Here is a 25,361-nt window from a genome sequence, read left to right on the forward strand (position 1 = left end):
GCGACCTGGTTGAATTAAGTGATCAAACATCCGGATGGTGCTTAGCTGGGTACAAAAACCCAAGACACGGACTTATTCAGGGATGGATCAACTGTCAAGACATAAAGAATCTTTTCAATAATTAGAGGTTTTTACGAAACCATAGTAAAACCAGTAAAAAACATGCAAAAAAGAACACCTCATAGAGAAATGAGGCACTCTGAATTTCTTATCAAGATAATCTTTCTTTATTTTAGCGAGGAGACATAGGTGCGCCGGATTTTTATAGCAACAATTCCGTTCATTTTTTCATCGAGCGCTTTATCAGAAACAACTCCATGCCATTACAGCGATAGCATTGTGCATGGCCCTTTCAAGAATCAATTAATTAGAAATTCTGAAATTTATTTCTCCGAATCACAAGAAGAACACTACCCCATTTACATGATCGCCTCGATAAAAAACAATGGACAGTGTGAAAAAGAAATAGTTATCGACAAATATGATTATGCAGGAGGCCCGCCGATCATTGAATCACTATTCTTTTATAAGATAGGCCACAAAATCAACGTTATAGCTATTATTTCTTGGAACATAAACAGTCGCGGACTCGGAACCTATGGCAAAGGCTATCAAGTCTACGCTTATGAAAATGGAAAACATGGCCTCATAGGCAATGACTTAATAAATCGAAATCCCGACACAAGTGGAATGGAAGGATATCAAGAGGGAAAACCAGTACACTTCAAATTAAAAACAGCAGAGGACGTCAAAACTTATATAGATCGCCATCTGAACCATCCATAGAAACACGCTACTCCAAGCACAAAAGATGACACTCTACTGCCTACAACCAGAGTTTTCACAAGCTATTAAATAGCCTCTGACATCCCTCACCACCGCCCCAGCCATCACCCCTGCTAGAATGCGCGCCATTCCAGCCAGCCCCTGCCTTTCATGACCCAGCCCCTCCCCTGCGTCGCCGTTATCGGCGGCGGCCCTGCCGGCCTGATGGCCGCTGAAGTCCTGGCCCGTGCCGGTGTGCGTGTCGATCTCTACGACGCCATGCCGTCGGTGGGGCGCAAGTTCCTGTTGGCCGGTGTTGGCGGGATGAACATCACCCACTCCGAGCCGCTGGCCCCCTTCCTGGGGCGTTATGGCGAGCGGCGGGACGAAGTGGCCGCCCTGCTGGAAGGGTTCGATGCCGAGGCGTTGCGGGGGTGGATCCATGGCCTGGGGATCGACACCTTCGTCGGGACGTCCGGGCGGGTGTTCCCCACGGACATGAAGGCCGCGCCGTTGCTGCGGGCCTGGCTCAAGCGCCTGCGCGAGCTGGGGGTGCAGGTCCACACGCGGCACCGCTGGCTCGGCTGGGCCGAGGGCGGTGCGCTGCGCCTGGCCACGCCGGACGTGGAAGTCCACGTCGAGGCCAGCGCCTGCCTGCTGGCCCTGGGGGGCGGCAGCTGGGCACGGCTGGGTTCGAACGGGGCCTGGGTGCCGCTGCTGGAAGCCCGTGGCGTTCAGGTGCGGCGCCTGCAGCCGAGCAATTGTGGTTTCGAGGTGGCGGGCTGGAGCGCGCTGCTGAAGGAGAAGTTCGCCGGCGCGCCGATCAAGCCGGTGGCCATGGCCCTGGACGACACGCCGCCGCGCCAGGGCGAATTCGTGCTCACCGAGCAGGGCGTCGAGGGCAGCCTGGTCTATGCCCTGTCTGCGGCGATCCGCGAGCGTATCAACCGGGATGGCCAGGCCACGGTGTACCTCGACTTGCTGCCCAACCAGCCGGCGGAAAAAGTCCGCGCCGCCCTCGCCCGGCCCCGGGGTTCGCGCTCCATGGCCAAGCACCTGCACAGCCAGCTGGGCCTGGACGGCGCCCGTGCCAGCCTGCTGCGGGAACTGTCCAGCCAGGCGGATTTCCAGGACCCGGCGCGCCTGGCCGCCGTGATCAAGCGCCTGCCCCTCACCCTGGTGCGCCCGCGCCCGCTGGACGAGGCCATCAGCTCCGCCGGCGGCGTGCCGTTCGAGGCGCTGACCGAGGGCCTGATGCTGAAGGACCTGCCCGGGGTCTTCTGCGCCGGGGAGATGCTCGACTGGGAGGCCCCCACCGGCGGCTACCTGCTCACCGCCTGCTTCGCCAGCGGCCGGCGTGCCGGCCTCGGCATGCTGGACTGGTTGGGGATCGACGCCCAGGCGTGACGGCCACTTGGAAAACGGAACCATCGTGCTAGATTTCGCCTCTCCCCCGCGCAGTCGAAGTCACTATGCCGTTGACCTTCCGCCCCGCCGTCGCCGCTGATGCCCCCGCCATCGCCCCGCTGGTCTACCGCTCGGGCCCGGCCGCCTTTGACTACGCCTTCAGCCACGGCAAGCGCCACGCGCTCGACTTCCTGCGCTGGACGCTGGCCCGCCCGGCCGGCGAGTTCGGCCATGACCTGCACTGGGTCGGCGAGCTGGACGGGCGCATCGTCGCCACCGGCGCGGCCTTCAGCGGCGCCCGCAACCTCGCCAACAGCCTGGCGGCGCTGGGCCAGATCCTCGGCTTCTACCACCTGGGCGCCCCGGCGGTGATCCGCCGGGGCCTGCAGCTGGAGCAGGTGATCCAGCCGCCACCGCGCGATGCCTGCTACCTCGCCCACCTGGGCGTGGCCGACGACCTCACCGGCCAGGGCATCGGCCGCCAGCTGATCGACCACCTGCTGCACCTGGGCCGCCTGGAGGGCTACCACCGCGCGGCGCTGGACGTTTCCGCCGCCAATCCCCGCGCTCAGGCGCTGTACGAGCGCCTGGGCTTTCGGGTGATGCTGGAGCGCCCGTCCGGCGTGCCCGGCATCGCTGCCCACCGCTTCATGGTGCGCCCCCTCGACGCGCGCTGAAGAACACCCCACAGAGAAGGTGCAAGACGGCTTTCGGGGCGCTCCTCACAGCGTCTATGCTTGCTTTCACCTCCCAGCAGTCCACGGCGGAACCGCTCAGTGATCCCCCTTCTCGTCTGCGACGACTCGATGATGGCGCGCAAGCAATTGATCCGCGCGCTGCCCCCGGAATGGCCGGTGTCCATCACCCAGGCCAACCACGGGGAAGAAGCCATGGCCGCGATCCGCCAGGGCCTCGGCCTGGTGGTGCTGCTCGACCTGACGATGCCGGTGATGGACGGCTACCAGGTACTCGCCCAGCTCCGCGCCGAGGGCCTCAAGGCCCGCGTGGTGGTGGTGTCCGGCGACATCCAGGACGAAGCCCAGCGCCGGGTGATGGAACTCGGCGCGCTGGCCTTCATCAAGAAGCCCGCCGACCCCGACGAACTGCGCGCCACCCTGCTGCGCCTGGGGCTGATGCGCCCGCCGGCCGACGACGCCCCGCCGGTGGACCTGCCGCCCCGCGAAGAGCTGTCGCTGAAGGTCAACTTCCGCGACGCCCTGCGCGAGGTGACCAACGTCGCCATGGGCCGCGCCGCCGCGCTGCTGGCCAAGGTGCTCGGGGTGTTCGTGCAGTTGCCGGTGCCCAACGTGAACATCTTCGAAGTCAGCGAACTGCACATGACCCTGGCCGACGCCCAGCGCGGCGAGCGGCTGAGTGCGGTGTGCCAGGGCTTCATCGGCGACGCCATCGCCGGCGAGGCGCTGCTGCTGTTCCACGACTCGGAGATCGCCGACATGGCGCGCCTGCTGCGCTGGCAGCCGGCGGACGACAACGAGACCTCGGAGATGCTGCTGGACCTCGCCAGCATCCTCATCGGCGCCTGCCTGGCGGGCATCGCCGAGCAGATCGACGTACGCTTCTCCCAGGGCCACCCACAGCTGCTGGGCCAGCACGCCTCCATCGAGCGGCTGATCCAGCTCAACCGCAGCCGCTGGAAGAAGACCCTGGCGGTGGAGATCAGCTACAGCCTGGAGGGCCACGACATCCACTTCGACCTGCTGGTGCTGTTCACCGAAGAGGCCATCCCGCGCCTCACCCACAAGATCCGCTACCTGATGGACTGACCCATGCCGGCACAGATCGATATCAAGGAAATCCACTGGCTGCTGGACATCGTCCAATGCATCGACGTCGGCGTGGTGGTGGTGGACCGCCAGTACCGCGTCGAGGTGTGGAACAGCTTCATGGAGAACCACTCCGGCCTCGGCCCCGACGAGGTCCACGGCAAGCCGCTGTTCGAGCTGTTCGCCGAGATCGACGAGACCTGGCTGCGGCGCAAGGTGGACAGCGTGGTGCAACTGGGCACCCGGGCCTTCAGCCTGTGGGAACAGCGCCCGTACCTGATGCGCTTCGACAACTACCAGCCGATCACCGGCGAGGAAGCCTTCATGTACCAGAACGTCACCCTGCTCCCCCTGGGGGGCGCCAACGGCCAGGTGGACCACCTGTGCATCGTCATCTACGACGTCACCGAAGTGGCCCGCTACAAGCTGCAGGCGGCTGCCCTGCGTGCCGGCAAGGGCGGCGAGCCCTGAGCCCGACTATTCACAGAACCTGTGGATAACCTTGTGGACAGCGGGTGGATGCCGAGCCCGGCCCCAGCAGGGGCCGGCCCCCGCCCGAACTGATCATTTTTCGTACAAATCCGAAACCTCGGAACCGCCTGCCGGCTAACAGATCAACCGGCTCCAGGCAAGCCTGCAGCTGCCCACAAAAACTGTGGAGGAGCCTGTGGACAACTCGTAGAGAACTGCCTGCAAGCCCCATGAATACTGGCGTTCCAGCCAGCGAGCAGATTTCGTACAGCACACGGAAAAGGGAAATTTCCCTGGGGATTGTCGACGAACCGGCGCTTGCCATCAGACGCGGGAAAAGGCAATACCCGCCGTCGCGTTTCAAGGCCGCGAACTAGAGCGGCGGGATGCCGCAGGGGGCGTTTTCTGCCCCCATTTCCTGTGGAACGGATTGTGGATAACTCGTGGAAAGGCCAGGCGGAGCCAGGCACGGCGGGGGCTGGAGCGGGTTGATCGGTTATTGAGCAGCGCGCTCAAATTCCAATTGGCGATAACGCAATACCCCGGCGAACCGGGGTACTACACCGAAGCGGATCAGCCCTTCTTGCCACGGGAGAAGCCGGGGCTCTTGCGCACCGCCTTGACCTTGGGCTTCTCGCTGTCGATCCAGTTGCCCAGGCGCGCGGGCTTGCCACCGGCCGCCGGCTCCTTCGGCTTCTTGGGTTTCTTCGGCTTCTTCAGGATGGCGCCGCTGGCGTCGGTGACCGGCACCCGGTGGTCCGGCTCGAACCCCGGCTCCTCGCGGCGCTCCAAGGTCTGGCGGATCAGCACCTCGATGGCCGAGAGCAGCTCCACCTCGTCGGCGCACACCAGCGACACCGCCTCACCGGTGGCCCCGGCACGCCCGGTGCGGCCGATGCGGTGGACGTAGTCCTCGGCGACGATGGGCAGGTCCAGGTTCACCACCTGGGGCAGGTCGTGGATATCCAGGCCACGGGCCGCCACGTCGGTGGCCACCAGCATGTCCACCTCCCCGGCCTTGAACCGCTCCAGGGCCCGCAGGCGCGAGGGCTGGGGCTTGTCGCCGTGGATCGAGTCGGCGGCGATGCCGCGCGCGTGCAGCACCTCCACCAACTGGTCGACGCCCTTGCGGGTCTTGGCGAACACCAGCACCTGGCGCCAGCGGTGCTGCTCCAGCAGGTGCAGGAAGAGTTCGGTCTTGCGCTTCTTGTCCACCGGCACCAGCCACTGACGCACGCTGCGGGCCGCCGCGTTGCGCGGGCTGACCTCGATGCTCAGCGGGTCGCGCAGCAGGTGGCGGGCCATCTGGCGGATGGCGTCGGAGAAGGTGGCGGAGAACAGCAGGGTCTGCCGGCGACGCGGCAGGGCGACGAAGAGTTCGTCCAGCTCGCGGGCGAAGCCCAGGTCGAGCATGCGGTCGGCCTCGTCCAGCACCAGCGCCTGCAGCTGGCTGAACTTCACCGCGTTCTGCCGGTATAGGTCGAGCAGGCGGCCCGGGGTGGCCACCAGCAGGTCGATGCCCTTGCGCAGCTTCATCATCTGCGGGTTGATGCTGACCCCGCCGTACACCGCGTAGGTGCGCAGGGGGAGGTGCTGGCCGTAGGCCTGGAGGCTCTGGTGGACCTGCTCGGCCAGCTCGCGGGTGGGCACCAGCACCAGGGCGCGCACCGAGTTGGCCGCCACCTGGGGGCCTTCCTGGGTGAGCTTCTGCAGCAGCGGCAGGGCGAAGCCGGCGGTCTTGCCGGTGCCGGTCTGGGCCGCGGCCATCAGGTCGCGCCCCTTGAGCACGGCGGGTATCGCCTCGGCCTGGACCGGTGAAGGGGTCTGGTAGCCGAGCCCGTCGAGGGCGCGCAGCAGGGGTTCGATCAGGCCAAGGGATGCAAAGGTCATGGAAAACAGCCGGCAGGATGGAAAGCCGACATTCTAGGGCCTTGCGGCCTCGCCGGCACGCTGGGCTGGCGCCCGGCGTGCCGCAGCACTCAGGCCCGGGCGCTGGCGCGGGACGGACGCCACTGGGGCAGGCCGATGAGCACCACCGCGCTGATGATCACCAGCATCGCCAGCCCCTCCTCGGCGCCGATGTGCTCGCCGGCGAAGCTCACCCCCAGCAGCACCGCCACCACCGGGTTGACGTAGGCGTAGCTGGTGGCCGCTGCCGGGCGCACGTGCTTGAGCAGGTAGAGGTAGGCGCTGAAGGCGATGATCGAGCCGAACACCACCAGGTAGGCCAGTGCCCCCCAGCCGGCCGGCGTGGGCAGGCTGGTCATGCGCTCGCCGCTCAGCGCGCTGCCCAGCAACAGGGCGACGCCACCGGCGAGCATCTCCACCGCGCTGGCCATGGGGCCGGCGGGCAGCGGCAGTTGCTTGCTCCACATCGAACCGAAGGACCAGCTGGCCGCCGCAAAGAGGATCAGCGCCGCCCCCAGGGGGCTCGCCTGCAGGTTGGAGCCCAGGTTGAGCAGGGCAATGCCCACCAGGCCCAGGGCGATGCCGGCCCATTCCAGGCCACTGGTGCGCTGGCCCCAGATCAGCCCGAACACCAGGGCGAACAGCGGCACCGTCGCCACCGCCAGCGCCGCCACGCCGGAGGCCACGCCAAGGTGCTCGGCCAGGGTCACGCCACCGTTGCCGCAGCTCAGCAGCAGCACACCGATCACCGCGCCGGCCTTCCACTCGCGCCGGCTCGGCATCGGCGCACCGCGCCAGCGCAGCCAGGCGAACAGCAGCCCGCCGGCGATGACGAAGCGTACGCCGGCCATCAGCAGCGGCGGCCAGGACTCCACGCCGATGCGGATGGCCAGGTAGGTGGAGCCCCAGATGACGTAGAGGGCGAAGAAGGAGGCGATCAGCAACAGCGGCGATGCGCGCGAAGACATGGCAGGACTCGTCGTTCCGATGACAGGGTCACCTATTCTATGCAAGGCTCTAGCGCCCCAATAAGAAGACAAACCTTCTTGTTCAGCTCATGAACCTTTGAAAAAAAGGCAATTGCGTCTATCGGCCTTGTTTTCCACAGAAGCACCCGGAGCCCCCATGGACAAGTACGACCGCCTGCTGCTCGCCGCCCTGATGGAGAACGGCCGCGCCACCTTCGCCGAGCTGGGCCGGCGGGTGAACCTCTCCGCCCCCGCCGTCGCGGACCGGGTGGCCAAGCTGGAAAGCGCCGGGGTGATCACCGGCTATCACGCCTCGGTGGACCTGGCAAAGGTCGGCCTGCCCATCGAGTGCGTCATCGAACTGCGCCTGACCGACCACGAATCCAAGCGCACCCTCGAAGCCCTGGCGCGCATCCCGCAGATCGCCCTGTGCCACCGCATCACCGGGGATGCCTGCGTGCTGATGAAGGCTGCCGTGGCCTCGATGCCGGAGCTGCAGGACCTGCTCGACCACCTCAGCCAGTACGGCGCCAGCAAGACCTCGCTGATCCTCTCCACCCCGTTCGAGCAGCGCATCCCCGCGCCCCTGCAGGTGCAGGCCCCGCGCGCCGAACCGACCCGGCGCAAGGCGGCGGAGGCTCAGCGCAGCAGCAAGTCGCCGTCGATCGGCACGTAGTGGCTGGCGGCGCGCACCAGTGATTGCGCGGTGAGACCGGGCACGCCATAGGCGACGGCCTCCAGGCCACGGCTGCGGACGCGCTCCAGCAACAGGTCGAAGTCGCCATCGCCGGAGGCGAGCACGATGCAATCCGCCCTGTCGCAGGCGTCCAGCACGTCGATGGTGATGCCCACGTCCCAGTCGCCCTTGGCAGAGCCGTCGGCACGCTGGATGAAGGGCTTGAGGCGGACCTGGAAGCCCAGGTTGCGGAGGATCTGCTGGAACTGCCGCTGGCGCGGGTCGCCACGGTCGATGGCGTAGGCGGTGGCCTCCACCAGGCAGCCCTGCTCCGACAGGCTGCGCCACAGGGCGCCGTAGTTGAAGTGGCAGCCGTAGACGTGGCGCACCGTGTAGTAGAGGTTCTGCACATCGGCGAACAGGGCGATCTTCTTCACGGGGAACCTCGGTGAACAGCGGCAAGGGCGGCAGTATGCCAGCCCCCGACGCCCTCGCGCCTGCCGAGTTGCCACCAGCCTGCGCACCGGGGGCTGACGGCGCCCAAAGGCGCGGGCAGAATCGCCCCTCTCGCCACGCAACGGACGGCACACCCATGCACACCCCGGCAGCCCTGCTCATCATCGACCAGCAACGCGGTATCCGGCGGGTCGCCACGCCCCGCAACCACCCTGAAGCCGAAGCCCGCATGGCCGAACTCCTGGCCCTGTGGCGCCAACGCGGCTGGCCGCTGGTGCACATCCGCCACATCTCCCGCGACCCGGCCTCGGTGTTCGCTCCCGGCCAGGACGGCGCGCGCTTCCAGGACGCCTTCGAGCCCCGCGCGGACGAAGCCGTGCTGGAAAAGAACGTCACCGATGCGTTTACCCACAGCCAGCTGGAGCGCTGGCTGCACGTGCGCGGGCTGCGCGCGGTGGTGGTGGTCGGCGTCGCCAGCGAGAACTCGGTGGAAGCCACGGCCCGCAGCGCCAGTTGCCTGGGCTTCGCCACCACGGTGGTCAGCGACGCCTGCTACACCTTCGCCAAGCCCGACTGGTCCGGCCGGCCGCGCACCGCCGAGGAGGTACACGACATGGCCATGGCCAACCTCGCCGGGGAGTACGGCCGGGTGCTGGACTGCGCCGCCCTGCTGGCAGAGCTGGGCACATGATCGTCGCCCACCTGCCGACATAAGTTGCCGGAGGCCAACGCGCCAAAGGAGCGTGCCAGTGCGTTTTTGAGACGTTGCCGGGCATCGTCTAGAGTTCGTTTACAGCCCTGAATTATTGGCGCCCGTCGATGAATCCCCTCCTCCTGCTGCGCGACTCCTGCTACTTCTTCAGCCGGCATGCCAGCCAGATCGCCTTGCTCTGCCTGCCGTTCATCCTGCTTGAGGCGCTGGTCCAGCAACTGGCCGCGCTGTGGTTCGAAGGCCCGACACCGGCGGCGGCGCAGCTGCTGATCCGGCTGTTCTTCTACCCGATGTACACCGGTGCGCTGATCCTCTTCGTCGACAGCCGCAGCAGCGGCCTGCGCCTGCGCCGCCAGCAGCTCTGGGCCATGGCCCTGTGGCGCTGGCCGGGCTACGCGGTGCTGGCGGCCTTCACCACGTTGCTGGTGATGCTCGGGTTGTCGCTGATGATCCTGCCGGGGCTGTGGATCATGAGCCGCCTGGCCTTTGCCGAGCTGCTGCTGGTGATCAACGGCCTCGCCCCCATGGAGGCCATGAAGGAGAGCTACCGCATGACCGGCGGCCACTTCGTCACCGTCTTCTGCTGCCTGTTGCTGGCAGTGGGGCCGATGTGGGGCTTCGAGTGGTGGGTCGGCGCACAGCTCGGCGAACACCCTGATCCCCTCGGCAGCCTGCTGGCCGACTGCCTCGACGCGGGCCTGCAGCTGTTCGCCAGCGTGCTGATGTACCGGCTGTTCAGCCTCCTGGCAGAGCCGGCAGCGGAACGCTGAACCCCGTTCGCAGGCCGTTGAAAAGCGCGCCGGTGCAAAGCGGGAACGGCTGAAGAGAGCGTTTCGACGCCGTTGGTTCTTCAACTGCCTGCTAGGCTCGGTGGGTCCCCCTGAAGGAGAACCCGCCATGGAAAGCAACCCGAGCATCCTTTCCCACGTATCCCTGGGCAGCAACGATTTCGACCGCGCCGTCGCCTTCTACGACCGGGTGCTGGCCACCCTCGGCTGCCGCCGCGTCGTCGAGCACCCCGGGGCGGTGGCCTACGGCCGCGAGTACCCGGAGTTCTGGATACAACGCCCCTACAACGGCGCCCCGGCCAGCGTCGGCAACGGCACCCACATCGGCTTCTTCGCCCCGGACCGTGAGTCGGTGGACGCCTTCTACCAGGCCGCCGTCGCCGCCGGTGCCCGCCCCGACGGTGCACCCGGTCCGCGCGAGGAATACGGCGCGCCCTACTACGGCTGCTTCGTCCGCGACCTGGACGGGCACAAGGTGGAAGCGACGTTCTGGGACCTCAGCCAGGACTTCGAACTGGTGGTGGACTGAGCCTTCACTCCCGCGGCGGCTGGTAGCGCGCCGCCGCCCGCTGTATCCAGCCCTCCGCCTGCATCTGCTCCAATGCCTTGGCAATGCGCTGGCGCTCCGCCGTCAATGGCCGCTGGCGGGAAAAGCCGATGTAGAGGTCGGTGCGTGCCTCGGGCTGGTAGGCGGTGCGCAGGATGCGCCCGGCCAGGTGCGGGTCACGCAGTTCGTAGTCCACCTGGCAATCGGTGCCGATCACCACCTGCAAGCGCCCGAGGGCGAGCATCTGCAGCAGCTGCGCCTCGTTGTTCACGCCGAACTTGGCCAGGTTCCGGTCCGAGTCGAAGGGCTCGAAGTAGGCGGACTCCAGCACGAAACCAATGGTGGGGCCCTTGAGGTCCGCGTAGTGGCGGATGCGCGGCGCCACCTCCGGCGAGGCGTAGAGGCGCGGCGCGCAGGCGTAGTAGGGCTGGGCCAGGTAGTCGATGTAGCGCTCGCGTTCCGGGGTGCGCGCCAGCCCGGTCATCAGGTCGGCGGTGCCGCCCTGCAGCGCCGCCAGGCCCCGGGCCCAGGGCGCGCGCTGCACCTCGAAGCGCAGCCCGGTGCGCCGCTCGAGTTCTGCCAGCAGGTCCATGTCCAGGCCGGTGATGCGCCCGTTCTCGCCCTCGATGCGAAAAGGCGGCCAGTAATCGGTCATCACCCGCAACGGCGGCGGCTCGTCGGCCAGCAGCGGGCCGGCCAGCAACAGGGCCAGGCTCATGGCGAGGAAGGGTGAAACGAACTTGCGCATGCCGGCTCCCGGGAACGAACGCAGCGGCAAAGCCTGCAATTCCCTTGCCGTTCGGCTCGGCCTCGAATGCTGGAGGATAACCTCCGGCCGGCCCGATCGGCCGCTGCACAGCGGCCTGGGCACCCTGAAGCATAGCCGCTGGCCTTCGCTTCGCTGGGCCACCGGACGGGCCTCGGGTATGCTGCCCCGCTCATGCCCAGCCAGCCCGGACCGATGCCCACCCTCCTGCGCCGTCTCCTGCTCTGCCTGCTGGTCGTCGGCGTCGGCCTGGCGGCGCTGGCCTATGTACTGACCTGGCACCCCGCCCCGCGCGAGGCGTTGCCGGTGGCCTGCAGCGCCGACACCCCGCCGCTGCGACAGGGCCAGGCCGTGAAGGTGATGACCTGGAACCTCCAGGCCCTGGCCGGCACCCGCCTCAGCTTCGCCCACGACCTCACCGACCGCGACGACGCCACCCACCACCTGACCCCCGCCGACCTGGCCTACAGCCTGGACGAGGCGGTGCGAGTGATCCGCGACGAGCAGGCCGACGTGGTGCTGCTGCAGGAGCTGCAGGACGGCGCCCGCGCCAGCGCCTTCCAGGACCAGGCCGCCCTGCTCGCCGAGCGCCTCGCCGACCTCTACCCCTGCAGCACGCGGACCTTCTACTGGAAGGCCGCCTTCGTGCCCGACCCCGCCGTGCTGGGCAGCGTCGGCACCCAGCTGGTCATGCTCAGCCGGGTTCGCCTGGACGCCGCCGAGCGGCTGCAACTGCCCGAGGCCGGCGGCCTGTTCGGGCCCAAGGCAGCGCTGCTGCTGGGCCATGTGGCGGTGCAGGGCGGCGGCCGCCTGGCATTGCTCACCACCCACCTGGACGACGGCCAGGGCGACGCCACGCTGCCGGAGCGGCAGGTGGCCATGGTTCGTAGCGTGCTGGATGAGCTGGAGAACCGGCAGCAACCCTGGGTACTGGGCGGCGACCTGAACCAGGCGCCACCGCTGGCGGTACGTCGACAGGGCGAACGCGATGCACTGGAGCCGCTGTGGAACCGCTACCCGCTGGTGCCGTCGCGCCAGGCCAGCCAGGCCGACAGCGACGGGCAGTGGTCCACCCGCTTCCCGCAGCCGGACGGCGGCAGCGGCGAAACCCTCGACTACCTGCTGCACAGCCCGCGCCTGGCATTGCTGGATGCGCGGGTGCGCAACGCGGACACCCGGCGCATCGCCGATCACCTGCCGCTGGTGCTGCGGGTGCTGCTGCCACCCGCCGCGCCCTGATCAGCGCCGGGGCTTGGCGCGGGCGGTCGGCTCGGCCACCAGCGGGTCGTCCGGCCAGTAGTGCTTGGGGTAGCGCCCCTTGAGGTCCTTCTTCACATCCGCATAGGTGGTGCGCCAGAAGCTCGCCAGGTCCTGGGTGACCTGCACCGGACGGTGCGCCGGGGACAGCAGGTGCAGCTTCACCACCTGGCGGCCGCCGGCGATGCGCGGGGTGTCGGCCAGGCCGAACAGCTCCTGTAGGCGCACGGCGAGCACCGGCGGCTCATCGTTGTAGTCCAGGCGGATCGACGAGCCCGAGGGCACCGCCAGGGTGCGCGGGGCCAGTTCGTCCAGGCGCTGGGGCAAGGGCCAGGGCAGCAGGCCGGTGAGGATGCCGGCCAGGTCCAGGTTGGCGAAGTGGGCCAGGCGGTTGACCTTGCCCAGCCAGGGGCCGAGCCAGTCGTCCAGGCTCGCCAGCAAGGCGGCATCGCTGACATCCGGCCAGTCGCTGCTGCCGCGCTCGGCCAGGTCCAACCGGCGCAACAGGGCGATGCGCGCCTGCCATTGGCGCAGCTCCGGAGTCCAGGGCAGCAGTTCCAGGCCCTTGCGCCGCACCAGGGCCACCAGGGCGCGGGTGCGGGCCGCTTCGTCCAGCCCGGCCAGGGGCTCGCGGGCCAGCACCAGTTCGCCGACCCGGCGCTGGCGTTCGGCGCGCATCACGCCCTCGCGTTCGTCCCAGTCCAGCACGTCCAGGGTGCCGACCTGTTCGGCCAGCGGCCCCTCGAACAGCGCCGGGTCCAGATCGGCGGCCAGGTAGATGCGCTCCTCGCGCTGACCCTGGCGGCTGCCGAGGTCGGCGATCACCAGCCAGGGGCACTTCATCAGCGCATCGGGTTCGGTGAACAGCGCCGCGCGGCCATTGGCCAGGCGGTATTCACCGCCGCCCGCGCGCCGCTGCTGGGCCACGCGGTCGGGGTAGGCGAAGGCCAGCAGGCAGCCCAGCCAGCGCGGATGATCGGGATCAGCCACGGCCTCGCCGGGCTGCCCGCGCAGGTAGCTGCGGAACTGCCGGGCCAACTGCCGGGCACGTTGCACGCCGCCCCGGGCGCCACGTGCGGCCGGGCTTTCGCCGGCCAGCAGGGCCAGGCGGCTGTGCAGGTCGGCGCCGCCGCCACGGAGGATGTCGCGCTCCCCCAGCAACGCCGCCACGTCGCACGCCAGCGCACCCAGGCCGAGGGCCTGGCCGCGCAGCAGCAGGTGGGCGATGCGCGGGTGGGCCGGCAGCTCGGCCATGGCCTGGCCGTGGCGGGTCAGGCTGCCCTGCCCGTCCAGGGCACCCAGCCGCTGCAACAGGTCACGGCCCTGGGCGTAGGCCGCCGCCGGCGGCAGGTCGAGCCAGGCCAGCTCGCCGGGCTCCACGCCCCAGCGCGCCAGTTGCAGGGCCAGGCCGGTGAGGTCGGCCTGGAGGATTTCCGCCGTGCCGTAGGCCGGCAGCTGGTCGTGCTGGGTCTCCGACCACAGCCGGTAGCACACGCCGGGTTCCAGGCGGCCGGCACGACCGGCGCGCTGAATGGCGGAGGCGCGGGCGATGCGCTGGGTGTCGAGACGGGTCATGCCGCTGGCCGGGTCGAAACGCGGTACCCGTTCCAGGCCGGCGTCCACCACCACGCGCACGCCGTCGATGGTCAGGCTGGTCTCGGCGATGTTGGTGGCCAGCACCACCTTGCGCGTGCCGGCCGGCGCCGGCTCGATGGCGGCGCGCTGGGCGGCCAGGTCCAGCTCGCCGTGCAGCGGGCAGAGGAGGATGTCGTCACGCCCGGCCAGGGCCTCGCCGAGCTGCTCGGCCACCCGGCGGATCTCGCCCTGCCCGGGGAGGAACACCAGCAGGCTGCCGGGCTCGTCGGCCAGGGCCTGCAACACGGTCTGCACCACCCGGGGCTCCAGGTGCTCGCCCGGCTGGCTGGCGCGCCCCCAGCGCACCTCCACCGGGTGCATGCGGCCTTCGCTGCGCACCACCGGGGCGTCGTCGAGCAGCCGCGACAGGCGCTCACCCTCCAGGGTGGCGGACATCAGCAGCACCTTCAGCGGTTCATCGCGCAGCAGCGCGCGGCCGTTGAGGGTCAGCGCCAGAGCCAGGTCGGCATCCAGGCTGCGCTCATGGAATTCGTCGAAGATCACCAGGCCGACGCCCTCCAGCGCCGGGTCGTCCTGCAGGCGCCGGGCGAGGATGCCTTCGGTCACCACCTCGATGCGGGTGCGCGGGCCGACCTTCGACTCCAGGCGGATGCGGTAGCCCACCCGTTCGCCGACGCCCTCGCCCAGCTCGGCGGCCAGGCGCTCGGCGGCGGCGCGGGCGGCCAGCCGGCGCGGCTCCAGCATGAGGATGGTCTGCCCGGCGAGCCAGGGCTCGTCCAGCAGGGCAAGGGGGACGCGGGTGGTCTTGCCCGCGCCGGGCGGGGCTTCGAGCACCGCCTCGTGGCGACAGGCCAATGCCTCGCGCAGGGCGGGCAGTACGGCATCGATGGGGAGTGGATTCATGGGGGCTCCAACGCAGGGCGGCGATTATAGCGGCGAACCGCCAGCCCTTTCGTGTGGTCTCAGGTGTGCTTCAGGTTTTGCCCCGAACGCCTTGGTATAGTGACGCCATTTTTCTGCATGGAGCCGTATATGCGCCTGAAAACCCGCCTGATCGGCGGCGCCGTCGCCGCCGCGCTGCTGACCCAGTTGACCGCCTGCGGCACGCTGTTCTTCCCGGATCGCCGTGGCCAGATCGAAGGCAAGATCGACCCGGTGGTGGCCGCGCTGAACGCCATCGGCGTGCTGTTCTACGTGATCCCCGGCCTGATCGCCTTCGGCGTGGACTTCGCCACCGGCGCCATCTACCTGCCGGGCAACGAGACCGCCCACGTCGCCCCCGAGCGCCTGCGCGAGGCCATCGGCAGCGACGGCCAGGTCGACAACGCCCGCCTGAAGGCGATCATCGAGCAGGACACCGGCCGCAACCTGCCGCTGGACGACCCGCGCCTGATCCGCCACGCCGGCAGCCTGGAACAACTGGCCGCCTACGGCCTGGCCCCGGCCGCCTGACATGCGCGCCCTCGCCAGCCACCACGACCGGCTCCTGGCCTACCACGGGTGGGCCAACCGGCGTCTGCTGGCGAGCCTGGAGGGCCTCGACGAGGCCCGCTACCGCGCGGATTGCGGGCTGTTCTTCGGCTCCATCCACACCACCCTGAACCACATCGCCGTGGCCGACCGCATCTGGTTCGCCCGGGTGCTGCACCTGCCACGCCCCTTCGAGCGCCTGGATGCCGAGGCCGCGCCCGACCGTGCCGGGCTGGCCGCCGTGCTGGCCGAAGGCGTGGGCCTGTGGCGCGCCTGGCTGGCCGGGCAGGACGACACCGGCCTGCTGGCGCCCCTGGAGTACCGCAACCAGGCCGGCGAGCGCTTCCAGCGCAGCCACACCGAGATCCTCGCCCACCTGGTCAACCACGGGACCCACCACCGGGGCCAGGTCACCGCCGCCATGAGCGCCCTCGGCCTGGAAACCCCGGTCCTGGACCTCCTCTACTACACGCCGAAGCAGCCATGACCACTCCGGAACACCACGCCCGCCTGCTGCGCCAGGTCACCGTCGCCTCCCTCTCGGTCGCCCTCACCCTGGTGCTGGCCAAGGCCGTGGCCTGGTGGCTGAGCGGCTCGGTCAGCCTGCTGGCCGGCCTGACCGACTCGCTGCTGGACAGCGCCGCCTCCTTCCTCAACCTTTTGGCGGTGCGTTTCGCCCTGAAGCCGGCAGACGAGGACCACCATTTCGGCCACGGCAAGGCGGAATCCCTGGCGGGCCTGGCCCAGGCGCTGTTCATCGCTGCCAGCGCCGTGCTGGTGGGTGTGCAGGCGGTGGAGCAGATCCGCGACCCGCAGCCCCTCGGCGCCCAGGCGCTGGGCATCGCGGTGATGCTGCTGTCGCTGGTGCTGACCATTGCGCTGCTGGCCTTCCAGCGGCACGTCATCCGCATCACCCACTCCACCGCCGTGCGCGCCGACTCCCTGCACTACCGCTCGGACCTGCTGCTCAACAGCAGCATCCTGCTGGCGCTGGTGCTCACCAGCCTGGGCTGGGACCAGGTGGACGGGTTGTTCGGCCTGGGCATCGCCGCCTACATCCTGTGGAGCGCCATCGGCATCGCCCGGGAATCCATCGGCGTGCTGATGGACCAGGAGATCGACCCCGACGTGGGCGAGCACATGCACCAGCTGGCCTGTGGCGTGCCCGGCGTGCTCGGCGCCCATGACCTGCGCACCCGCGTCTCCGGCCACCACTGGTACGTGCAGCTGCACCTTGAGCTGCCCGGCGAGATGCCGCTGTCCGAAGCCCACGCGCTGTGCGTGCAGGTGGAGGACGCCATCCGCGACGCCTACCCGCGCGCCGACGTGCTGGTCCATGCCGACCCCATCGAGGTGGTCCAGGGCCACTAGACGGCCTCGCTGCACCAGCGGCCCATCTCCATCCCCAAACTGCAGGCATAAAAAAAGGAGGCCCGTTCCATGGGCCTCCTCTCGGGGTAATTCGTCCTGTGCTGGCGATTGTGTCGCTGCTTTCGTCGCCTGCCTGGTTGGGCAGTGCGGACCCGGGGGCCTGCTCGAACCGGTGGGTTCGGCGGCGCCGACGCGCCTGATTGGGCGGGTCGGTTGGACATGTGTCCGGGCCGTGAAACTGGAGAGAATCTTACGTCGGGCAGCGCGACAGAGGATTGCGAAGATTGCTGACTGAACTATCATCTGCGCAATGATTCACCAAAATCAGCAGATAATCAGCAATCAAAAATAAAACGGCGCCTGAAATGGAAAAACTCGATCGCTACGACCTGAAGATCCTCGCCGAATTGCAGCGCGACGCCCGCATCTCCAACCAGGAGCTGGCCGAGCGCATCGGCCTGTCACCCTCGCCCTGCTCGCGCCGGGTGAAGCAGCTGGAGGACGACGGCTACATCATCCGTCAGGTCGCCCTGCTGGACCGCAAGAAGCTCGGCCTGAGCCTGACCGCCTACGTGCTGATCGGCATGGACCGCCACACCCCGGAGCGCTTCGAGCACTTCCAGTCGGTGATCCGCCAGTGCCCCGAGGTGCTGGAGTGCTGCCTGGTGACCGGCATGGAGGCGGACTACCAGCTCAAGGTGGTGGTGCCGGACATGGACCATTACCAGCAGTTCCTGCTGGGCCAGCTCACCCGCATCGAAGGCGTCACCAGCGTGCGCTCCAGCTTCGTGCTCAACCAGGTGCTGAGCAGCACCGAGCTGCCCCTGGGGCATCTGCGCAATTGAACCAATGAGTGGCAGCGCGCAGGGGCGGGCATCGCGTATAATGCGCCCCGCCTTTGCTGTGCCCCGCGTGGTTTCGCCCATAAGAGCCTGCCGGCTCGCATAACTACTAACCGCATCCCTCGCCCTCCACGGCATCCGAGCCTGGTCGTTCGCGGCCGGGCCTGAATCGTTTCGCTGTACGAGGTTGACCAATGAGCCCCGAAAAATTTGAAGAATGGATGATGACGGCGATGATCGCCGGCCTGGTGCTGTTCATGGCGTTCATCGTCTGGGACCTGGCCAAGAAGTCCAAGGCCGGCCGCTTCGGCACCTTCATCCTGTTCCTCGCCCTCGGCCTCGGCGTGCTCGGCTTCGTGATCAAGTCGCTGGTGATCGGCGGCCTCGAAGGCATGTAGCCAACCTCACCCGATCCGTCCGGACCGCCTGATGGCGGGGGCTCGGGCGGTTTCGCTCACCGTTGCCCAGGAGAACACATGAACGCTACCGATCGCGTCATGCAGAGCTATGGACGCTGCTGTGCCAGTTCCGGTTTTTTCGACACCTTCTACAAGCTGTTCCTCGCCAGCTCACCGATGATCCGCGCGAAGTTCGCCAACACCGACATGGCCGCGCAGAAGCACCTGCTGCGCCACGGCATCCTCAACCTGGTGATGTATGCCCGCGGCATGCCGGACACCAAGCTGCGCGCCCTGGGCGCCAGCCACTCGCGGGAAGGCTTCGACATCCGCCCCGAGTACTACGACCTCTGGGTCGACGCCCTGCTGAGCACCATCAGCGAGCACGACAAGCAGGCCGATGACGGCGTGCGCGCCGCCTGGCGCGAAGTGCTCACCAAGGGCATCAACGTCATCAAGTCCCACTACTGATCCACGGACGGCCCGCCGCGCTGCGGCGGGTGTCAGTCCAGCCGTGCCGACACCTCGCGCCACTGCCCCGGCTCCAGGCCATCGAGGCCGAAGGGGCCGATGCGCACCCGCACCAGGCGCAGGGTCGGCAGGCCCACCGCCGCCGTCATCCGCCGCACCTGGCGGTTGCGCCCCTCGCGGATCACCAGCTCCAGCCAGGCTGTCGGCACGCTCTTGCGAAAGCGCACCGGCGGGTTGCGCGGCCACAGCGCGGGCTCCTCGATCAGCCGGGCCTCGGCCGGCAGCGTCGGCCCATCGTTCAGCTCCACCCCGTTGCGCAGGCGTTCCAGCTGCGCCGCGTCGGGCGTGCCCTCCACCTGCACCCAGTAGGTCTTGGCCAGCTTGTGCTTCGGGTCGGCGATGCGCGCCTGCAGGCGGCCGTCGTTGGTCAGCAACAGCAGCCCCTCGCTGTCACGGTCCAGGCGCCCGGCAGGGTAGATGCCGGGCTGGTCGATGAAGTCCTTCAGGGTCGCCCGGCCCTGGTCGTCGCTGAACTGGGTGAGCACGTCGAACGGCTTGTTCAGCAGCACCAGGCGCGGCTCCACCGGCGGCGCCTTGGCCACCCGGCGCGGAGCGGCCTGAGGGCGACGGGAAGCAGGGCGGGAAGGACGGGGCGGGCGCGACATGCCTGGTTACCAGCGGATATGGACAGGGGAGCGGAGGCGCATGCTAGGTTGTGCCCCTCCCCGCCGCAAGAGTAAGGACACCATGCCCCGCGCGTTGCGCCCCACCTGGCTGATCAGCCTCATGACCCTCGCCGGTTGTGCCGGCACGCCCTACCAGGGCCCCGTCAGCGATCATTTCGACGGCCAGCGTTTCCAGAACATCGAGCCCAAGCCGCACAAGGACTTCTGGTCCTTCATGCGCTGGCAGCTCAACCGCGAGAAGAGCCCCGACTGGGTCGAGCAGCCCACCCCGGCCTTCACCCCCGAAGTGCCCACCCGCGTAGAGGGCGACGAACTGCGCGTCACCTACATCAACCACGCCACGCTGCTGATCCAGCACCGCGGGTTGAACATCCTCACCGACCCGGTGTGGTCCGAGCGGGTCAGCCCCCTCAGCTTCATCGGCCCGCGCCGGCACCAGGCGCCCGGCCTGTCCATGGACCAGCTGCCGCCCATCGACCTGATCCTGGTCAGCCACAACCACTACGACCACCTCGACCTGGATACCCTGCGCAGCCTCGCCGAGCGCTTCCCCCTGGCCCGCGTGGTCACGGGCCTGGGCAACGGCCCGCTGATCCGCGAGACCGGCTTCGCCCGCGTCGACGAGATCGACTGGTGGCAGGCCCTGCCCCTGGGCGACGGGCTGACCCTCAACGGCGTGCCGGTGCAGCACTGGTCGGCGCGCACCCGCAGCGACACCAACCGCACCCTGTGGCTGGGCTTCGTGCTGGAGTCCCCGGACGGCCCGCTGCTGTTCCCCGGCGACACCGGGCTGGGGCCGGAATTCCGCCTCATCCACCAACGCTTCGGGCCGCTGCGCTTCGCCGCACTGCCCATCGGTGCCTACGCCCCGCGCTGGTTCATGCGCGACAACCACATGAACCCGGACGACGCTGTGCAGGCCCACAAGCAGCTGGATTCCCAGCACAGCCTGGCCATCCACTTCGGCACCTTCCAGCTCACCGACGAAGGGCAGTTCGACCCACCCCGCGAGCTGGCCAAGGCCCTCGACTACTGGCAGGTGGACCCGGATCGCTTCCGCGTCCCCAGCCCCGGCTACCAGTGGCAGGTGCCCACCCTGGACCGCCTCGGCGCGGCTGACCTGGTCCAGGCCAGCGGCCTCTGAGCCACACCCCTGCACCATGAAAAAGGGCCGCATCATGCGGCCCTTTTGCTTGCGACACGCCCAGCCTCAGGCAAAGGCAGCCGGCTCCGCCCGGGCGGCGGACGGAATCTGACGGAGCCAGCGTGAAACCGCCCACTCCCCCGCGATGAAGGCCAGGAGCAGGCCGAGCTGCAGCAGCAGCGCGATGTAGAACGGCTTGAACACATGGCCGACCTGGCGCTTCAGCAGGTCCAGCAGGAACTCGGCCTGGAACAGCTGCTCCACACGCGCATCGAGCACCCCGGCCAGCACCTGCTTGTCGAGCCCGCTGTAGCTCGCCGCCTCGCTCACCGCCATCTGGCCCACGGCCTTGCCGATCAGGCTCGCCCGCAGGCGGTCGAGCAGATCCAGGGCCAGGCGCTCGGCCAGCGACGCCTCGGCGCGGGCATCGGCTTCCTCCTGCTGCTCGCTGCGCAGGTACTCCAGCGCCAGCTGATTGAGCGCGGCTTGCACGCTGGACCCGCGTAGGGCCTGCAGCTGGTTCTCGTCCTGGGCTGCCACGTAGGCCTGGAAGTCCTGCCAGGTGTCATCGGCCAGCCGCTGCACCGCCGGTGCATAGCTGTCCAGGTGCCGGTTGATCTGTTGCTGCCCGCTGTACAGCAGCCCGCCCTGGAAGCCCAGCACGCCCCCGACCAGCGGCAGCAGCAGGAAGTACAGTTTGAGCGTCCAGTGGTGCCAGCGCTTGCTGCGGGCCAGCCAACCACCGCGATGCAGCAGGATGGCCAGCACCAGGCCGGCGACCGTACCCAGCAACAGCGCACCGCTGATCCAGGCGAACAGGCTGAGGAAACTGAAGGGCTCCCAGAATGCTGCGAGTAGGTGTTGGGCCTGTTCCATCGGTGTCACCTTGTTCGTCCTTGGGGGGCCGCAGCTTAAATCGAAACCCGAGCACGCGACTGGCGAGCCGTTCACTGAAGAGCGTCCGACTTTTCAGTCCAGGCAGAAAAAGGGCCGCATCACGCGGCCCTGTGTCATCAGGAGCGGCTCAGCGGAACGGTGGCTCGTCGAAGCTGCGCAGCTTGCGCGAGTGCAGCGAGGTGAGCTGGTTGCGCAGCAGGTCCAGCGCGGCGATGCCGATGCGCAGGTGCTGGCTGACCGCACGCTGGTAGAAGGCGCTGGCCGAGCCGGGCAGCTTGATCTCGCTGTGCAGCGGCTTGTCGGACACGCACAGCAACGTCCCGTAGGGCACCCGCAGGCGATAGCCCTGGGCGGCGATGGTGCCGCTCTCCATGTCCACCGCCACCGCCCGCGACAGGTTGATCAGCGGGCGCTCCTGGGCCCAGCGCAGCTCCCAGTTGCGGTCGTCGTAGGTCAGCACCGTGCCGGTGCGCAGGCGCCGCTTCAGGTCCTCGCCACGCTCGCCGGTGACCAGCGCCGCCGCGTCCTGCAGGGCCTGCTGCACCTCGGCCAGAGCCGGCAGCGGGATGTGCGGTGGCAGCACCCGGTCGAGGATGCCGTCGCGGCGCATATAGGCGTGGGCCAGCACGTAGTCGCCGATGGTCTGCGACTGCCGCAGCCCGCCGCAGTGGCCGATCATCAGCCAGCAGTGCGGGCGCAGCACCGCCAGGTGGTCGGTGATGTTCTTCGCGTTGGAGGGGCCGACGCCGATGTTCACCAGCGTCACCCCGTGGCCGTCGTTGGCGATCAGGTGGTAGGCCGGCATCTGGTAGCGGTGCCACACCACGCTGTCGATCACCGCCTGCACGGTCGCCTCGTCCATGTCCCGGTCCACCCGCACGTTGCCGGGCAACACCATGCTGACGAAGCGCGGGTCCTCGCGCAGCTGGGTCACCCCGTGCTGGATGAACTGGTCGACGTAGCGGTGGTAGTTGGTCAGCAGGATCCACGGCTGCACATGGCGCCAGTCGCTGCCGGTGTAATGCACCAGCCGGCGCAGGGAGAAGTCCACCCGCGCCGCATCGAACAGCGCCAGGGGCAGCTCCTCGGCGCTCTCCCAGTCGTACAGCCCGTCGGCCACGCCATCGGTGGCGGCGGACAGGTCCGTGCTGGGGAACACCCGCGCCAGCGCCGCAGCGGTCACATCGGTGCCGGCCAGTTCGTCACCGCTTTCCACCACGTAGGGATAGGGGATGTTCCGCTGGCTCATGCCCACCTCCACCTGCACGGTGAAGTCGCTCATCAGCGGGCGCAGCTGCTCCAGCAGGTATTTGCGGAAGGCATCGGGGTGGGTGACGGTGACGCTGTAGGTGCCCGGCACCTGGATCTTCGCGTAGGCGCGCACCGTGGACGGCACCTCGCCCTGGCAGCGGTAGGTGACCCGCAGCTCGGGGTAGCGGAACAGCGCACGCTGCTCGGCGCTCGGCTCGGTGCGGGACTTGAGAAAGAGCTTGAGGGCCTGGCTGAGGGCCGTGGTGGCCCGCTGGTGCAGGGCGGTCAGGCGGTCGACCGCCTCTTCGGCGGTGTGGACAACGAGAAACTCGACGGAATCCTGGGTCACGAGGTGTGCATCCTGTCTGGGCGTACAGGGCGCTATCTTGCGCCCATCGCCCTTCGGCGGCCAAGCCGAGCAGCGCGTGCCGCTGCGTCTATGCTTGCCCGACCGCCCCCGCGAGGCCCGCCGCCATGCACCGTCTGACCAGCCTGCTGTTCGCCGTCGCCACCAGCACCCCACTGTTCGCCGGCGAGCTGGATGGCCGCTTCCAGGCCGACCTGGCGGGTGCCAACACGGTGCTCGATCTGCAGCAGCAGGGCCAGGTCGTCACTGGCCGCTATTCCGAGAACGGCACCCTGCAACTGGACCTGCGCGGCCAGTACGACGGCCAGGTGCTCAACGCCGAGATCGTCCTGCCGCAAACCAACCAGGTGATCGCCACCCTCGCCGCCACCTACGGCAACGACCAGCTCAACGCCCGCCTCGCCGCCCGCGACCCCGTCAGCGGCCAGGTGCTGGAGCGCCAGGCGCTGTTCCAGCGCAGCCCCTCAACTGCCACGGGCGCCACCCGCACCAGCGCCGGCACCCTGGACCCGGCACTGGTCGGCACCTGGGTCCACGAAGACATCATCAACAGCGGTGGCGCCAGCTTCGCCTCCTTCAACACCGTGCTCACCCTGCACCTCACCCCCGACGGCCGCGTCGAGCAATGGAGCCGCTCCGTCGGCGGCGGCTCCGACTGGAGCTACGACAGCGACGGCACCCTCCAGTACGCCGGCCAATGGCAGACCGCCGACGGCGTCCTCCTGGTCCGCCCCGACGGCAGCACCGACTACCAGCCCGCCACCCGCTACCGCTTCAGCGCCCCCTACCTGGTGACCGAGGACCAGGGCGGCCGGAAGATCTGGCAGCGGCGGTAGGGCTGGGGATGTTCCCTGCGGTAGGGAAACTCGCCGTGCGGGCCGCTCGATTGACCCTTTTCCTGCCCCCGCATAGACTGCGCGCCCCGCGTTATCCACCGAAGACCGCTGCGATGTTCACGCCCCTGCACCCGGCCCTTGTTGCCCAGCCCGATCCGGCGCTGGCAGCCAATGCCTGGCCGCGTGATGCCCTGCTGAAGCGCCGCCGCAGCGTGCTGTTCGCCTTCACCTTCTCGCCTCCCGCCCTCCCCGTCTGAGCCCTGCGCTGTCGCGCGGCGTTCCCCTCGTTCATTCCCGGCATGCGTCCGTGCGCGTGTCGCTCTGTCGTTGATCCATGGCCAGGCCCGGGCCGGTTACCTGCGGGCGGGAGTCGAAATGAACCATCGTGTGTTGCTGCTGGTGCTGATCTTCGCCGTGTCGGTGGTCGGGCTGAGCATGGGGGCGACGCTGCCCCTGGTGTCGCTGCGGCTGATGGAGGCCGGTGCGTCGAGCCTGGAGATCGGGGTGCTGAGTGCGATGCCGGCGGCGGGGATGATCCTGGCCGCGTTTCTGGTGGCGCCGCTGTGCCGGCGCCTGTCGGGGCGTGGGTTGTACCTCGGCTGCTTCGTGCTCTGCAGCCTGGCGGTGGCGGCGCTGGAGCTGCCGGCCTCCACGCCCCTGCTGGTGGCGGCGCGGCTGCTGCTGGGGGTGGCGATGGGGGTGGTGGTGATCCTCGGGGAATCCTGGGTCAACCTGCTGTGCGACGAGGCCAGGCGGGGCCAGGTGGTGGCCTTCTACGCCGCCTGCTTCACCGGCTGCCAGTTGGGCGGGCCGGCGCTGATCGGCCTGCTCGGGGCGCAGAGCCCCTGGCTGGTGGCGCTGGTGGTGCTGGCCAACCTGCTGGCCCTGGCGGCGGTGGCCCGGGGGCTGCCGGGCGGCTGGGGCCAGGCCGCCGAGGATGAAGTGCGCACCTTCTCCCTGGCGGGCTTCCTGCGGGTGGCCCCGGCGCTGTGCACGGGGGTGCTGTTCTTCGCCTTCTTCGATGCGGTGGTGCTGTCGCTGTTCCCGGTCTACGCCAGCGCCCATGGCTATGCGGTGGGCATCGCGGCGCTGATGGTGACGGTGATCCTGGCCGGCGACATGGTCTGCCAGGTGCCGCTGGGCTGGCTGTCGGACCGCACCGAGCGCAGCCGTCTGCACCTGGTCTGCGGGGTGGCGGCGCTGGGCATCGGCATGGCGCTGCCCTGGCTGATCACCCGGCCCACGCTGCTGTGGCCGGCGCTGGTGTTGCTGGGGGCGGTGGCGGGGGGCGTCTACACCCTGGCGCTGGTGCGCATCGGCGAGCGCTTCAACGGGCAGGACCTGGTCACCGCCAACGCCTGTGTGGGCATGTTGTGGGGCATCGGCAGCCTGGTGGGGCCGCTGCTGAGCGGTGCGCTGATGGGCACCGGCCCCCACGGCCTGCCCCTGGCGCTGAGCCTGGCGGCGGCGATGTTCGTGGCCACGGCGCTGACCGGCCAGCGCCGGCTGGCGGAGCGGGCGGCCTAG

At 68.6% G+C, this 25,361-nt stretch carries 28 protein-coding genes; 20 read left to right on the plus strand and 8 right to left on the minus strand.

Annotation, left to right across the window (positions count from 1 at the left end):
• Positions 1–249: 249 nt before the first annotated feature.
• The 5 genes from SZ55_RS28170 to SZ55_RS20305 all read left to right on the plus strand — a co-directional run bounded on the left by SZ55_RS28170 (position 250) and on the right by SZ55_RS20305 (position 4,427).
• Positions 250–786 (plus strand): hypothetical protein, encoded by a 537-nt coding sequence (locus SZ55_RS28170; protein WP_152644526.1) that lies wholly within the window; start codon positions 250–252, stop codon positions 784–786.
• A 150-nt stretch (positions 787–936) separates the two neighbouring features.
• Positions 937–2,172 (plus strand): TIGR03862 family flavoprotein, encoded by a 1,236-nt coding sequence (locus SZ55_RS20290; protein WP_044410621.1) that lies wholly within the window; start codon positions 937–939, stop codon positions 2,170–2,172.
• A 65-nt stretch (positions 2,173–2,237) separates the two neighbouring features.
• The gene (locus SZ55_RS20295) at positions 2,238–2,849 is read left to right on the plus strand and encodes a GNAT family N-acetyltransferase (RefSeq protein WP_044410624.1); all 612 of its coding nucleotides are present in this window, start codon (positions 2,238–2,240) and stop codon (positions 2,847–2,849) included.
• Positions 2,850–2,948: 99 nt separating this feature from the next.
• Entirely contained in the window at positions 2,949–3,956 is a 1,008-nt protein-coding gene (locus SZ55_RS20300; protein ID WP_044410626.1) for a response regulator, read from the plus strand.
• 3 nt (positions 3,957–3,959) lie between these two features.
• Entirely contained in the window at positions 3,960–4,427 is a 468-nt protein-coding gene (locus SZ55_RS20305; RefSeq protein WP_044410628.1) for a PAS domain-containing protein, read from the plus strand.
• A gap of 573 nt (positions 4,428–5,000) precedes the next feature.
• On the opposite strand, the gene SZ55_RS20310 is transcribed toward SZ55_RS20305, so the two are convergent.
• Positions 5,001–6,317 (minus strand): DEAD/DEAH box helicase, encoded by a 1,317-nt coding sequence (locus SZ55_RS20310; RefSeq protein WP_044410630.1) that lies wholly within the window; start codon positions 6,315–6,317, stop codon positions 5,001–5,003.
• Positions 6,318–6,406: 89 nt separating this feature from the next.
• Positions 6,407–7,303, minus strand: a complete 897-nt coding sequence (yedA, locus tag SZ55_RS20315) for a drug/metabolite exporter YedA (protein ID WP_044410633.1) — start codon at positions 7,301–7,303, stop codon at positions 6,407–6,409.
• A gap of 157 nt (positions 7,304–7,460) precedes the next feature.
• Between yedA and SZ55_RS20320 the strand changes: the two genes are divergently transcribed.
• Positions 7,461–7,979: an Lrp/AsnC family transcriptional regulator gene (locus SZ55_RS20320; RefSeq protein WP_044410636.1), complete on the plus strand. Its 519-nt coding sequence runs from the start codon at positions 7,461–7,463 to the stop codon at positions 7,977–7,979.
• Here the strand turns inward: SZ55_RS20320 and SZ55_RS20325 are convergent.
• Complete coding sequence (locus SZ55_RS20325) at positions 7,943–8,416, minus strand: NYN domain-containing protein (RefSeq protein WP_044410639.1); 474 nt, start codon at positions 8,414–8,416, stop codon at positions 7,943–7,945. The two genes, SZ55_RS20320 and SZ55_RS20325, sit on opposite strands and share 37 nt — an antisense overlap.
• Positions 8,417–8,571: 155 nt before the next feature.
• Here SZ55_RS20325 and SZ55_RS20330 point away from each other — a divergent pair, with 155 nt between their 5' ends.
• The 3 genes from SZ55_RS20330 (at position 8,572) to SZ55_RS20340 (ending at position 10,464) form a co-directional block, all read left to right on the plus strand.
• Positions 8,572–9,126, plus strand: a complete 555-nt coding sequence (locus SZ55_RS20330; RefSeq protein ID WP_044410642.1) for a cysteine hydrolase family protein — start codon at positions 8,572–8,574, stop codon at positions 9,124–9,126.
• 128 nt (positions 9,127–9,254) lie between these two features.
• Complete coding sequence (locus SZ55_RS20335) at positions 9,255–9,917, plus strand: membrane protein (protein ID WP_044410644.1); 663 nt, start codon at positions 9,255–9,257, stop codon at positions 9,915–9,917.
• A 127-nt stretch (positions 9,918–10,044) separates the two neighbouring features.
• A complete protein-coding gene (locus SZ55_RS20340; protein ID WP_044410647.1) occupies positions 10,045–10,464 on the plus strand; it encodes a VOC family protein in 420 nt (139 codons plus the stop codon).
• Positions 10,465–10,468: 4 nt separating this feature from the next.
• On the opposite strand, the gene SZ55_RS20345 is transcribed toward SZ55_RS20340, so the two are convergent.
• Entirely contained in the window at positions 10,469–11,230 is a 762-nt protein-coding gene (locus SZ55_RS20345; protein ID WP_373874427.1) for a substrate-binding periplasmic protein, read from the minus strand.
• A gap of 213 nt (positions 11,231–11,443) precedes the next feature.
• Here SZ55_RS20345 and SZ55_RS20350 point away from each other — a divergent pair, with 213 nt between their 5' ends.
• Complete coding sequence (locus SZ55_RS20350) at positions 11,444–12,487, plus strand: endonuclease/exonuclease/phosphatase family protein (protein WP_044410650.1); 1,044 nt, start codon at positions 11,444–11,446, stop codon at positions 12,485–12,487.
• Here SZ55_RS20350 and hrpB read toward each other — a convergent pair whose 3' ends face one another.
• Positions 12,488–15,004: an ATP-dependent helicase HrpB gene (gene hrpB / locus SZ55_RS20355; protein WP_044410654.1), complete on the minus strand. Its 2,517-nt coding sequence runs from the start codon at positions 15,002–15,004 to the stop codon at positions 12,488–12,490.
• A 129-nt stretch (positions 15,005–15,133) separates the two neighbouring features.
• Between hrpB and SZ55_RS20360 the strand changes: the two genes are divergently transcribed.
• The 6 genes from SZ55_RS20360 (at position 15,134) to SZ55_RS20385 (ending at position 18,653) form a co-directional block, all read left to right on the plus strand.
• Positions 15,134–15,553 (plus strand): hypothetical protein, encoded by a 420-nt coding sequence (locus tag SZ55_RS20360; RefSeq protein WP_044410656.1) that lies wholly within the window; start codon positions 15,134–15,136, stop codon positions 15,551–15,553.
• Position 15,554: 1 nt separating this feature from the next.
• Complete coding sequence (locus tag SZ55_RS20365; RefSeq protein ID WP_044410658.1) at positions 15,555–16,058, plus strand: DinB family protein; 504 nt, start codon at positions 15,555–15,557, stop codon at positions 16,056–16,058.
• Entirely contained in the window at positions 16,055–16,942 is an 888-nt protein-coding gene (locus SZ55_RS20370) for a cation diffusion facilitator family transporter (protein ID WP_044410660.1), read from the plus strand. The genes SZ55_RS20365 and SZ55_RS20370 overlap by 4 nt, the downstream gene beginning before the upstream one ends.
• A 365-nt stretch (positions 16,943–17,307) precedes the next feature.
• Positions 17,308–17,787 (plus strand): Lrp/AsnC family transcriptional regulator, encoded by a 480-nt coding sequence (locus tag SZ55_RS20375; RefSeq protein ID WP_044410664.1) that lies wholly within the window; start codon positions 17,308–17,310, stop codon positions 17,785–17,787.
• A gap of 191 nt (positions 17,788–17,978) precedes the next feature.
• Positions 17,979–18,182, plus strand: a complete 204-nt coding sequence (locus tag SZ55_RS20380; protein ID WP_021221994.1) for a DUF2788 domain-containing protein — start codon at positions 17,979–17,981, stop codon at positions 18,180–18,182.
• A gap of 78 nt (positions 18,183–18,260) precedes the next feature.
• A complete protein-coding gene (locus tag SZ55_RS20385; RefSeq protein ID WP_044410677.1) occupies positions 18,261–18,653 on the plus strand; it encodes a globin in 393 nt (130 codons plus the stop codon).
• 32 nt (positions 18,654–18,685) lie between these two features.
• Here SZ55_RS20385 and SZ55_RS20390 read toward each other — a convergent pair whose 3' ends face one another.
• Positions 18,686–19,255 (minus strand): pseudouridine synthase, encoded by a 570-nt coding sequence (locus SZ55_RS20390; protein ID WP_162484941.1) that lies wholly within the window; start codon positions 19,253–19,255, stop codon positions 18,686–18,688.
• A gap of 145 nt (positions 19,256–19,400) precedes the next feature.
• Here SZ55_RS20390 and SZ55_RS20395 point away from each other — a divergent pair, with 145 nt between their 5' ends.
• Entirely contained in the window at positions 19,401–20,483 is a 1,083-nt protein-coding gene (locus SZ55_RS20395) for an MBL fold metallo-hydrolase (protein WP_044410682.1), read from the plus strand.
• 66 nt (positions 20,484–20,549) lie between these two features.
• Here the strand turns inward: SZ55_RS20395 and SZ55_RS20400 are convergent, their stop codons facing one another.
• The gene (locus SZ55_RS20400) at positions 20,550–21,359 is read right to left on the minus strand and encodes a hypothetical protein (RefSeq protein WP_044410685.1); all 810 of its coding nucleotides are present in this window, start codon (positions 21,357–21,359) and stop codon (positions 20,550–20,552) included.
• Positions 21,360–21,507: 148 nt separating this feature from the next.
• A complete protein-coding gene (amn, locus tag SZ55_RS20405) occupies positions 21,508–22,980 on the minus strand; it encodes an AMP nucleosidase (protein ID WP_044410687.1) in 1,473 nt (490 codons plus the stop codon).
• Between the two features lie 125 nt (positions 22,981–23,105).
• Here amn and SZ55_RS20410 point away from each other — a divergent pair, with 125 nt between their 5' ends.
• From SZ55_RS20410 to SZ55_RS20415, 3 genes are all read left to right on the plus strand, one after another.
• Entirely contained in the window at positions 23,106–23,834 is a 729-nt protein-coding gene (locus SZ55_RS20410; protein WP_044410690.1) for a hypothetical protein, read from the plus strand.
• 113 nt (positions 23,835–23,947) lie between these two features.
• Entirely contained in the window at positions 23,948–24,091 is a 144-nt protein-coding gene (locus tag SZ55_RS28360) for a hypothetical protein (protein WP_160158606.1), read from the plus strand.
• 118 nt (positions 24,092–24,209) lie between these two features.
• Positions 24,210–25,361 carry an MFS transporter gene (locus SZ55_RS20415; protein WP_044410692.1) on the plus strand — a complete coding sequence of 384 codons (1,152 nt, stop codon included), beginning with the start codon at positions 24,210–24,212 and terminating at the stop codon, positions 25,359–25,361.

This window comes from Pseudomonas sp. FeS53a (genome assembly GCF_000931385.1).
GTDB classification, from domain to species: Bacteria; Pseudomonadota; Gammaproteobacteria; order Pseudomonadales; family Pseudomonadaceae; genus Metapseudomonas; species Metapseudomonas otitidis.